Here is an 11,486-nt window from a genome sequence, read left to right on the forward strand (position 1 = left end):
AGGTTCAACTACGAAGCCGCGGCCAGCCGCCTCATGGATGCTATCCGAATCTTCGCCGGCGACTGCACCATCACCGAGGACGGCGAGCGCGAACAGCGTGGCGACGTCGTCGTGGTGATCAAACCCGACGACACGGTTTTGATCCACGACCGCGACGGCTATCAGCCCGCGGCGTGGCTCACCCGTCCCGAGACGCTCAGCTACGAAGGGACGAGCGGCGGGACGTTTTCGCTGACCGCCACCGACGGCGACTCGTCGCTGGACGTCGTCGCCAACGAGGAGCACGGACTCGCGCGCTATCCGGCCTCCGACGCCGGCGTTCCCGTAGGCGACTGCCCCGACTGCGAGGGTGTGCTCGTCCGCACGAACGGTGCGGTGACGTGTCTCGACTGCGACGAGCGCTACGGGCTGCCGGCGGGCGCGGACGTGCTCGACCGGGCCTGTCGCGACTGCGGGTTGCCGACGATGGTCGCCGAGCGCGGGCGGGCGTTCACGCTCTGCATCGACCGCGAGTGCGAATCGCTCGACGACCGAGTGAACGAAGCGTTCGATCACGAGTGGGGCTGCCCTGACTGCGACGGCGATCTCCATATCGTCCGCAACGGCCAACTGCTCGCCGGCTGTGAGAACTATCCCGACTGCGAGACCGCGTTCTCGATCCCGTCGGGAACGGTCGACGGCGACTGCGAGTGCGGGTTGCCGGCGTTCGACACGACTAGTGGACGGCGCTGTCTCGACGCGACCTGCGGGCGCGCCGGTTGATCCGCTTCGATCTTCATTAGGCCATCACGGCCGACCGCAGGCGACTTGTCGTCGCGCGACCCGCTGTCGCTATGGAAGGCACGCTCGACGGCGGCGTCGTCCGGGTCGGCGGCGACGCGCGCCAGCGCTTTTACGACTCAAGTGGCTACGGTCGGCCCGACGGCGCGGGCGTCGTGCTCGCGCCGGTCGAGGCCGCCCACCTGCTCTTTCGCGACGATCTCGACGCAGTCGACGGGATGGGGCTGGCGGAATTCCTCGCTGCGACCGACTGTGTGGTCCGGTTTCTGGTCTACAAGGACTTCCGCGAGCGCGGGTTCTACCTCTCGCCCGCGCGCGAGGGCTGGGTCGACGGTGACGACGCACGGACGAGTGCGGATCTCGTGGTCTACCCGCAGGGCAACGGACCGTGGGACGACGCGATCGCCTACCACGTGCGCGTCGTCGGCGAGCGCGCGGCGGTGTCCGCGAGCGACCTCGGGAGCGTGGTGCTCGCCGTCGTCGACGAAGAGAGCGAGATCACCTATCTCGACACCTCGCGTCCCGAGATGACGGGAAGCACCGACTACGATCGCCCGACCGGGATCGCCGCCGACCTGCTGGAGGATCGAACCGTGCTCTGGAACCCACCCGACGATCTCTACGAGCGGGCGTTCTACGGTCAGCGCCTCGCCGGCCGCGGGGCCGAGGGTGGCCCGCTCCAGCTCTCACTCGTCGAGACGGCATTTCTCGCCCGGGAGGGGGTGCTGGAGCTCGACGGCGGAGCCGAAACGGTCGTCGAGCGCGGGCGAGCGGTCGAGGGTGAGCGGTTCGACCGCCGACTTGCGGTCTACGCCACGCTGCGGCGGTCGGGACTCGTCCCCAAAACCGGGTTCAAGTTCGGCGCTGATTTCCGGACATACGCGGACGTCGAGTCGGTCGAGAACCTCGGCCACTCGGAATTTCTGGTGCGAGTGCTTCCCGCCGACTATACTTTCGGCCCGCGCGAACTCTCGCTCGACGTGCGGCTCGCCGGCGGGGTTCACAAGCGAATGGCTTTTGCGCTGACCCACATGAATGAAGACATCGACTGGCTCGCCGTCGAGCGAATCACACCATGACCGACCCACAGCCCGCGGACGACCGACGAGCGCCGGACCAGCTACCTCGAACGGATGGTGGCACAGCGACTGGAGCCGACGAGACGACGCTCGACCCGTGGGGATCCTCGACCGTTGCCGACTACCGCAAGCTCTTCGAGGAGTTCGGCATCGAGGAGTTCGACGACGTGCTCCCCGACGTGCCGAGCCCCCACTATCTGATGCGTCGCGGGGTCATCTTCGGCCATCGAGGATACGATCGTGTCGCGCGCGCGATGGCGAACGACGACGAGTTCGCCGTTCTTTCCGGGTGGATGCCGACCGGCGATCCGCACATCGGTCACAAGCTCGTCATCGACGAGATCGTCTGGCACCAGCAGCAGGGCGGCGACGCCTACGCGCTGATCGCCGACATGGAGGCCCACAGCGCCCGCGGGCTCTCCTGGGACGAGATCGCCCGCCACTCGCGTGAGTACCTGCTGAGCCTCATCGCGCTCGGATTCGATCCCGAGGAGGGTGAGATCTATCGCCAATCGGATAATCGTCCGCTCCAGGATCTCGCCTTCGAACTCGGCGCGCACGTCAACTTCTCGGAGATGCAGGCGCTCTACGGCTTCGACGGCGAGACCAACGTCTCGCACATGCAGAGCGTCGTCACCCAGATGGCGGACATCCTCTACCCTCAGATCGACGAACCGAAACCCACGGTGATCCCGGTGGGCCCGGACCAGGATCCCCACGTCAGGCTCTCGCGCGATCTCGCGGCCAGCATGCGCTATTTCAAGGTCAGCGAAGCGTACGCGAGCTTCGAGACCGACAGCGAGGAGCGCGTACTCATCGGCGAGGCGTACGACGCGCTCTCCGAGAGCACCGATGAGGAGCCGATCCGCTGCGTCGAGGCCGCCGACTGGCTCGCCGATTCGGGAGACGCGGGCTCCACACGCGCGGGCGCGATCGAGAAACTCCGCGCCGCCGGCAAGGAACCGCTCCGCCCGCGGACCCGGTTCCTCGATCGCACCGCGACCGACGAGGCGTTCGAAGCGCTCATCGAGGCGGTCGAGGGCGAAAAGCGCGTCTACGAGGGCCACATCGACAGTTTCGAGCTCTCGCGGGAGGATGCCGAATCGCTCGCGCGCGAGGTCGAACTCGATCACGGCGGCTACGGGTTTGTCGCTCCTTCCTCGATCTATCACCGGTTCATGACCGGCCTCACGGGTGGGAAGATGAGCTCCTCGGTGCCGGCGAGCCACATTAGCCTGCTCGACGACCCCGAAGACGGTTACGAGAAAGTGAAATCGGCGACCACGGGCGGGCGCGAGACGGCCGAAAAACAGCGCGAACTCGGCGGTCGGGCCGACGAATGTCCGGTCTACGAGCTCTACAACTACCTGCTCGCGGCGGACGACGACGAGTTCGCGATCCGCGTCTACGAGGAGTGTACGAACGGCGAGCGCCTCTGTGGTGGCTGCAAGGAGCAGGCCGCGGAACTGATGCGCGAGTTCCTCGAAGATCATCAGGAAAAACGCGAGGAAGCGAAGGAAGTGCTGGATGGTCTCGACATCGATCTCGGCCTCGGTGCCGAAACCGAAGCGGCAAACTGACTGCCTAATTCGGCCGATCCGCCCGCTTACCCGTAGCTTTCCTCCTCGTAGTAGAGATCGGGCACCCCGAGTGGCTCGACGACCTCGCGGACGCTTTCGCACATCGCGCCGATGCCACAGACGTACACCTCGGCGTTTTTCGGGTCGATTCTCGCTTCGATGCCGGTTTTCGTCTCGCCGCCGACGAACTCGGCGATATCGGGCGGAAGGCTGTCGGTGTCGACGCAGTCGGGGTCGAGATATTTGAGCAAGGTGTGCTGGACGTACTCGGTCGCGCCGTCCCAGTCGCCGAGATACTCCTCGCGGCTGCAGGTGAAGACAGGGTGGAAGTTCGGGTTCTCGTCGGCGAGCGCGAGGAACTCCTCGCGGTAGGGGAGGTCGTCCTTCCAGGAAGCCCCGAGAAACAGCCAGACGTCGCGTTCGTGACCCTCGAACTCGTCGCGCCCCTCCTCGAAGGTGTAGTCGATCATGCTCTTGAACGGGGCCGCGCCCGTTCCGGTGGCGATGAAGACGAGGTCGCGCTCGGAGGGGTCCTGGAGCATGAACTCGTCGCCGTAGGGTCCGCGAAGGAACAGTTCGTCGCCCACGGCGGTTCTGTCGCAGAGATCGGGCGTGAGCTCGCCGTCGGGCACGCGCCGGATGCAGAGTTCGAGCTCGTCGCTGTTGGGCGAACTCGCGATCGAGTAGACGCGCGGCTCCTCCTGTTCGTAGCTGATGCGCGCGTACTGACCCGGCACGAACTCGAAGGATTCCTCCGGACGAAAGCGCAGGCGCAACAGCGACGGATGCTCCCGTTCGGCCCGCCCGCGGAGAGTGTCGACCTTCGTCGCCATCGCGTCGGCCATCGACTCCGCGTTCGTCGCGGCGAGTTGCTCGATGGCCTCGTGCCACGATTCCTGCTCACCGACCACGTCGCCTGGTGGTTCGTCGACTCCCGCGCGCTCGACGAGCGTCTCGCGGTCGGCGTCGAGCACGTTCTCGATCTCCTCGTCGCGCTGGCGATCCATCGCCGCGCGTTCGGTGATGGTGGCCCGTTGGTTCTCGATCTCGGCCTCGTCGGCCTCCGCCTCGGCGATGCGTTTCGGCGACATCGTTCCCGAAGCCTCTCGCTCGACGGGGTTAGCTCTTCGGTGGGTCCGCGCCCCGAGTCGGAACCGTTAGTTGAGCGACCCTGATAGACGCCTGCATGAAACTCCCGGACGCACAACGCGCCGTGCTCGAAGCCGCGAGCGCGAACGAGGCACGGTCGATCGAGCGACTGGCCGCCGAGGCCGATCTGCCGGAACCGACAGTGGTCGGCGCGGCCTTCACTCTCGAAGAGGAGGGACTCGTCGACCTCACCGAACGCGTCGAGACCGACGCGACGCTCACCGAGGAAGGCCGCGAGTACGCCGACACCGAGTTGCCCGAACTGGCGCTCCGCGAGGCCGTCGTCGCGATCGGCGGCGAGACGGACCTCGGCAGCGCGATCGACGAGGCCGATCTCGAGGGCCCGCAGGTCGACATCGCGCTCTCGAACTTCTCCAGGAAGGGCTACGGAACGATCGAGGATGGACAGATCTCGGTCGCTCCCGATGCGGACCCGGCTGACGATCCCGAGCGGCTGGCGCTCGCGGCGCTCGCCGACGACGGATCTATCGACGACGAGTCGGTGCTCGACGGGCTCGCCGGTCGCAACCTCGTCGCGCGCGAGGAGACCACGATTCGCGAGGTCACGCTCACCGACGACGGCGTCACCGCGCTGATGGAGGGGATCGAAACGGCGGATACGGTGGGGGCGCTCACTCCCGAAATGCTCACCACCGGCGAGTGGCGCGACGCCGATTTCGCCGCATATAACGTCGAAGCCGACGCCGAGCGCGCGCAGGCCGGTCGTCTCCATCCGCTTCGCCGGACCGCCGAGCGTGTGACGGACGTGCTCGTCGGGATGGGGTTCGAGGAGATGGACGGCCCACACGCCGACGCCGAATTCTGGATCAACGACTGCCTGTTCATGCCCCAGGATCACCCCGCACGAACCCACTGGGACCAGTTCACGCTTGCCGACCCCGACGCGATCGACGAGCTCCCCGACGAACTGGTCGCTGGCGTCGAACACGCCCACCGCGAGGGAGTCGGTCCGGACGGCGACGGCTATCACTCGCCGTGGTCGACCGACGTCGCCCGACGGCTCTCGCTGCGCGGACACACGACCTCGCTGTCGGCGCGCCATCTCGCCGGCGTCGCAGCCGGTGACTTGGAACCGCCACAGCGACTGTTCAGCGTCGAGAAGGTGTATCGAAACGATACGCTGGATGCGACCCATCTGCTCGAATTCTTCCAGATCGAAGGGCTGGTGATGGCCGAGGATCTCTCAGTACGCGACCTGATGGGTACGTTCACCGAGTTCTACGCCCAGTTCGGCATCACCGATCTGGAGTTCAAGCCGACGTACAACCCCTACACGGAGCCGAGCTTCGAACTGTTCGGCGAACATCCGACTACCGGCGAGCTCGTCGAGATCGGCAACTCTGGACTGTTCCGCCCGGAGATGCTCGACCCGCTCGGCGTCGACTGCGACGTGATGGCCTGGGGGCTCGCGCTCGAACGACTGCTGATGCTCACGCACGGCTTCGAGGACATCCGCGACGTCCACGGGACGCTCGTCGATCTCGATTTCCTGCGGAACGCGGAGGTGGTCTACTGATGCCCGTCGTCGACGTCGATCCCGACGAACTCCGGCGGTTCACCGGCCACGGGGAGAAGGATGACGACGAACTGCTCGATGACCTCTTCGAGCTCGGGTTGGAGTTCGAGGGCGAGACCGAGGACGGACTGTTTCAACTGGAGTTCGAGGCCGATCGACTGGATCGCCTCTCGGTCGAGGGCGTCGCGCGCTCGCTGCGCTATCAGTACGGCGACGACAGCGGGGTCTACGTTCCATCGACCAACGACGCCGACTGGACGATCGAGGTCAACGAGAGCGTGCCCGACGAGCGCCCGTACGTCACCGGGGCCGTGATCCGTGGTCTCGACCTCGACGAGGCAGGACTCGACTCGCTGATCCAGCTTCAGGAGAAACTTCACGCGACGATGGGTCGCGGGCGCGCGAAGGGCGCGATCGGCATTCACGATCTGACGATGCTGAAGGGCCAGTCACGGGTGGAGGGCGGCGAGAACTCGATCAGTTATCGCGGTATCGATCCAGACGGGGAGAGTTTCGTCCCGCTCGATAGCAACGACGAACTCACGCCCGCCGAGGTGCTCACCGATCATCCGACCGGCGAGACGTACGCCCCCCTGCTCGACGGCTACGAGCGCTACCCCGCTATCTACGACGATCTCGGACTGTTCTCGTTCCCGCCGGTGATCAACGGTCGGCGCACCGAGGTCGACACGGGCAGTCGGGGACTGTTCGTCGAGCTCACGGGCACCGACCAGTGGACGATCGATCGGATGTGCAACATCATCTGTTACGCGCTCGACGCGCGCGGCGCGACGATCGAGCGCGTGAGTGTCGAATATCCCGACCGAACGCTCGACCGTCCCGATCTCGCGACCGACGACAAGACCGTTTCCCACCAGCGTATCGAGCGCGCACTCGGCATCGACGTCGACCAGCAGGAGGTGATCGATCTGCTCGAACGGGCGGGGCTCGACGCCGAGAGCGACGGCGAGGGCGACACACTCAGCTATCGCGTCTCGATCCCGCCCTATCGGACCGACGTGCTCCATCCCGTCGACGTGATCGACGACATCGGGCGCGCGTACGGGTTCAACCGTCTGGAGCCGGAGTATCCCGACGTCAGCACCGTCGGCGGCCGCCACGAGCGCTCGCGCCACGAGCGGGCGATCCGCGAGACGCTCGTCGGCCTGGGCTTCGAGGACTTGCTGGACTTCCATCTCATCGGCGAGTCGGAGAACTTCGACCGAATGGACCTCTCGCCGAGCGACGACGCTCTCGGGGCCGCCGAGCCCGCGACGATCGCCGAACCGTATAGCCGCGACTACGAGATCGTCCGCACGTGGGCGCTCCCCTCGCTACTGATGGTTCTGGAGAACAACACCCATCGACGCTACCCACAGGAGCTCGNCGAGGTCGGTCTCGCCGCCCATGTCGATCCTGACGAGAACACGAACGTCGCCGAGGAGCGCCGCATCGCTGGCGTGCTCGCCCGGACCGATGCTTCCTACGAGGACGCGAAGGGGCGGCTAGAATCGCTCGCGCGCGCGTTCGACGTCGAATTGCAAACATCTGCGACCGACCATCCCTCGTTCATCGAGGGTCGCGTCGCGAGCGTCGTGCTCGACGGCGAGCACGCGGGCGTCGTCGGCGAACTCCACCCGAAGGTACTGGTCGAGCACGGGCTGGAGGTTCCTGTCGTCGGTTTCGAGTTTCGCGCCGACGCGCTGCGATAGTTAATTGTCCGCGCCGACCGCGTCGGCGACCGATTCGAACCCGTCGCGCTCCAGGAGAGCGAGCAGGCCACGGTTGATCGCGCGCGCGATGGCCGGTCCCCGGTAGACGAGCCCGGTGTAGAGCTGGACGAGGGACGCGCCGGCTCGGATCTTTCGATAGGCATCCTTCGCGTTCGAAACGCCACCGACGCCGATCACCGGCATGTCGGTGCGCTCGGCCACGAAACGGACGGCTCTCGTCGCACGTGATTCGAGCGGCGCTCCCGAGAGCCCGCCCTCTTCGGTTCGGTGTTTCCCACGAAGCGACGACGCTCGCTCGGTGGTCGTGTTCGTGGCGATGATCCCGTCGAGGGAGCGCTCTTCGGCGACCTCGATCGCTTCCGCGGTCGCGTCGTCGGTGAGATCCGGCGAGAGCTTCACGAGCAGCGGGCTCGCGCCGGCGTCCTGGAGCGTACCGAGGATCCGTTCCAGATGTTCGCGGTTCTGGAGATCGCGCAGGCCCGGCGTGTTCGGGCTGGAGACGTTCACGACGAAGTAGTCGCCCGCCGCGCAGCGCTCGTAGGAGTAGCGGTAGTCGGCGGCCGCCTCGTCGAGCGGCGTCGTCTTCGATTTCCCGATGTTGACGCCGACGGGAACATCAACGCGCGCACGCGTGAGTCGGTCGCCGATGCGGTCGGCACCGTGGTTGTTGAACCCCATTCGGTTGACCAGCGCCCTGTCCTCCGGGAGGCGGAAGAGCCGCGGCTGTGGGTTGCCCGACTGCGGCTCGGCGGTGACGCCGCCGACTTCGACGTGGCCGAAGCCGAGTTTCGAGAGCCCGCGCGGGACCTCGGCGTTCTTGTCGAAACCGGCGGCGACGCCGACCGGATTCGGGAACTCACAGCCGAACACGTCCGTCCGTAGTCGGGGGTCGTCGACGGTGTAGCGGGCGTCGAGGGCGCGTTCGAGCGGCGTGTGCTGGACGCCATCGAGGAGGGCGTGGGCCGCGCTGTGGGTGGTTTCGGGCGGGAGGCGGAACAACAGTGGTTTCAGGGCATCGTACGCGCGCATCGGGAATGTGTCGTTTGGGCGACTCAGAAGTCGTGCTCGACCTCGTCCTGGTCGGCTTTCTGGATGATGATCTTGTCCTCGCGCACCCGGACGAACACCTCGTCGCCGATGGCCATCCCGGCGACGGCCAGCTCGTCCTCGTGAAGGTTGACGTGGACGTTGTGGTATTCGCCGTCGTCGTCCTTTGCCCCGCTGGGACTCAGTTTCTTTTTCCGTACCATCGCGGAGTCTTGACCGGGGTTCGACGTAGCATACACTTAACGTTACGGTCCGAGCGGCGACCGGATCACCCTCCCCGTCGGTGATCGACGCTTCGATAGGTCCCGATCCGTGTCGACGCCCCCTGCCGGGGATATATTTATAATGTGGCCTGCGTTGGGTTCCCATGGAGCGACCAAAACCATGGCACGTGATACGGACGGTAAGCGAAACTTCGCACTGCGCGAGAGTGATGGGGAAACGAGCGTCTTCTCGGGACGGACGCCACGGCAGGCGGCGTTGAAGGCCGCTCGCCGGCTCGATCCTGCCGATTCGGAGGACGATGCCGGTCGGGCGGATCTCCGACTGCGCGAGAAGGGCACGCAGAAGGTCCACATCTACGAGGGCTGGGCGTGGCGCGAGGACGCACCCGACGACAAACCAGACTGGATGCCCGATCGGATCACGGAGGCGAACGTCTCGAAACAGGGCATCGAACATCTCGAAGAGCTGTAAGCCGCGACCGACGAACCGGGCCGACTTTTTGTTCGACGTGCCGACGCCCACACGCGCGGCCAGACATCCGACCCGACCCGACGCACACGCGCGGGATGAACGGTCGACCTCCAGCCGCGCAACAGCTCTTCGAGGCCATACAATCACAGTAATGATAGTTCGCCGTTTTTTCGCGGCGGTCTCCGGGCTCTGTCCTTTTGGTAGCAGCAATATTTTCGAAGCGCGGCATCGAACTTCACTCGTCACAGCGACACACGAGTTCGGCGTGAACGGGCGACACACGGCGTCTCTTCCGACGGGTTTATCCGTTACCCGGCATTCGAATGGAATGCGAAGGTCGGTTGGAAACGATCGACCGAACGACGATCCGACGCCCTTAAGTGGTACAGGGCACTCGGATGGAATGCAGAAAGAAAGCGACACTCGGGGGCCGTTCAACTCGGCTCTCGCCGGATCGCGGTGGGCGAGATCGGCTCGCTCACCGGGTCACCGCTTCGAAGGGTTTATACCCTCGAACGGTGTACGAAGAGATCCGAAGGAGATGAGGATTCCGCCCCTGCGGTCCGCCGTCAAGACGGGATCTGACGTTAGCCCTGATAGTTCGGTGACACCCGGTTCGGTCCGCGGTGTCACGAACGCGAACCCGATAGGTGAACACACCCTTGTGTNGCTATCGGGGTCCGATTCAGCCATGCTAGTTGTACGGGTTTAGACCCGTAGCAAATAGCTCCGTAACACGTGGTCAAACTACCCTCTGGACCGGAATACCCTCGGGAAACTGAGGCTAATTCCGGATACTGCTTTCATGTTGGAACACAGAAAGTCGGAAACGGTCCGCCGCCGGAGGACGTGACTGCGGCCGATTAGGTAGACGGTGGGGTAACGGCCCACCGTGCCGATAATCGGTACNACAGAAAGTCGGAAACGGTCCGCCGCCGGAGGACGTGACTGCGGCCGATTAGGTAGACGGTGGGGTAACGGCCCACCGTGCCGATAATCGGTACGGGTTGTGAGAGCAAGAACCCGGAGACGGTATCTGAGACAAGATACCGGGCCCTACGGGGCGCAGCAGGCGCGAAACCTTTACACTGCACGCCAGTGCGATAAGGGGACCCCGAGTGCGAGGGCATACAGTCCTCGCTTTTCGTGACCGTAAGAAGGTCTCAGAATAAGAGCTGGGCAAGACCGGTGCCAGCCGCCGCGGTAATACCGGCAGCTCGAGTGATAGCCACTATTATTGGGCCTAAAGCGTCCGTAGCCGGCCGAACNGCAAGACCGGTGCCAGCCGCCGCGGTAATACCGGCAGCTCGAGTGATAGCCACTATTATTGGGCCTAAAGCGTCCGTAGCCGGCCGAACGGGTCCGTCGGGAAATCCACCCGCTCAACAGGTGGACGTCCGGCGGAAACCAGTCGGCTTGGGGCCGGGAGACCAGAGAGGTACGTCCGGGGTAGGAGTGAAATCCCGTAATCCTGGACGGACCGCCGGTAGCGAAAGCGTCTCTGGAGAACGGACCCGACGGTGAGGGACGAAAGCTTGGGTCTCGAACCGGATTAGATACCCGGGTAGTCCAAGCTGTAAACGATGCTCGCTAGGTGTGGCGTTGGCTACGAGCCAGCGCTGTGCCGTAGGGAAGCCGAGAAGCGAGCCGCCTGGGAAGTACGTCCGCAAGGATGAAACTTAAAGGAATTGGCGGGGGAGCACTACAACCGGAGGAGCCTGCGGTTTAATTGGACTCAACGCCGGACATCTCACCGGCACCGACAGTGTGCAGTGACAGTCAGTCTGATGGGCTTACTTGAGCCACTGAGAGGAGGTGCATGGCCGCCGTCAGCTCGTACCGTGAGGCGTCCTGTTAAGTCAGGCAACGAGCGAGACCCGCGTCC

Annotated in this window: 9 protein-coding genes and 1 rRNA gene; 7 read left to right on the forward strand and 3 right to left on the reverse strand. The window is 65.2% G+C overall.

Annotated elements, in window-relative coordinates:
• Window positions 1-33: 33 nt before the first annotated feature.
• The 3 genes from C451_RS11060 (at window position 34) to C451_RS11070 (ending at window position 3,439) form a co-directional block, all read left to right on the forward strand.
• Window positions 34-762 carry a topoisomerase DNA-binding C4 zinc finger domain-containing protein gene (locus tag C451_RS11060; RefSeq protein ID WP_007740566.1) on the forward strand — a complete coding sequence of 243 codons (729 nt, stop codon included), beginning with the start codon at window positions 34-36 and terminating at the stop codon, window positions 760-762.
• Window positions 763-833: 71 nt separating this feature from the next.
• A complete protein-coding gene (gene endA, locus C451_RS11065) occupies window positions 834-1,859 on the forward strand; it encodes a tRNA-intron lyase (RefSeq protein WP_007740572.1) in 1,026 nt (341 codons plus the stop codon).
• Window positions 1,856-3,439 (forward strand): tryptophan--tRNA ligase, encoded by a 1,584-nt coding sequence (locus C451_RS11070; protein WP_007740573.1) that lies wholly within the window; start codon window positions 1,856-1,858, stop codon window positions 3,437-3,439. Before endA ends, C451_RS11070 begins: the two co-directional genes overlap by 4 nt.
• Before the next feature lie 26 nt (window positions 3,440-3,465).
• Here the strand turns inward: C451_RS11070 and C451_RS11075 are convergent, their stop codons facing one another.
• On the reverse strand, window positions 3,466-4,530 hold the full coding sequence (locus tag C451_RS11075; RefSeq protein WP_007740574.1) for a ferredoxin--NADP reductase: 1,065 nt from the start codon (window positions 4,528-4,530) through the stop codon (window positions 3,466-3,468).
• A 95-nt stretch (window positions 4,531-4,625) separates the two neighbouring features.
• Between C451_RS11075 and pheS the strand changes: the two genes are divergently transcribed.
• Together pheS and pheT are read left to right on the forward strand one after the other, a co-directional pair.
• On the forward strand, window positions 4,626-6,125 hold the full coding sequence (gene pheS, locus C451_RS11080) for a phenylalanine--tRNA ligase subunit alpha (RefSeq protein ID WP_007740575.1): 1,500 nt from the start codon (window positions 4,626-4,628) through the stop codon (window positions 6,123-6,125).
• Complete coding sequence (gene pheT / locus C451_RS11085; RefSeq protein ID WP_007740576.1) at window positions 6,125-7,837, forward strand: phenylalanine--tRNA ligase subunit beta; 1,713 nt, start codon at window positions 6,125-6,127, stop codon at window positions 7,835-7,837. Before pheS ends, pheT begins: the two co-directional genes overlap by 1 nt.
• Here the strand turns inward: pheT and C451_RS11090 are convergent, their stop codons facing one another.
• A complete protein-coding gene (locus tag C451_RS11090; protein WP_007740577.1) occupies window positions 7,838-8,887 on the reverse strand; it encodes a quinone-dependent dihydroorotate dehydrogenase in 1,050 nt (349 codons plus the stop codon).
• Window positions 8,888-8,910: 23 nt separating this feature from the next.
• Complete coding sequence (locus tag C451_RS11095; RefSeq protein ID WP_004051936.1) at window positions 8,911-9,108, reverse strand: hypothetical protein; 198 nt, start codon at window positions 9,106-9,108, stop codon at window positions 8,911-8,913.
• Between the two features lie 181 nt (window positions 9,109-9,289).
• On the opposite strand from C451_RS11095, the gene C451_RS11100 reads away from it, so the two are divergent.
• A complete protein-coding gene (locus C451_RS11100; RefSeq protein WP_007740578.1) occupies window positions 9,290-9,601 on the forward strand; it encodes a non-histone chromosomal MC1 family protein in 312 nt (103 codons plus the stop codon).
• Window positions 9,602-10,247: 646 nt separating this feature from the next.
• Window positions 10,248-11,486, forward strand: a 16S ribosomal RNA gene (locus tag C451_RS21090); the annotation flags it as partial.

This window comes from Halococcus thailandensis JCM 13552 (genome assembly GCF_000336715.1).
Taxonomy (GTDB): Archaea; Halobacteriota; Halobacteria; order Halobacteriales; family Halococcaceae; genus Halococcus; species Halococcus thailandensis.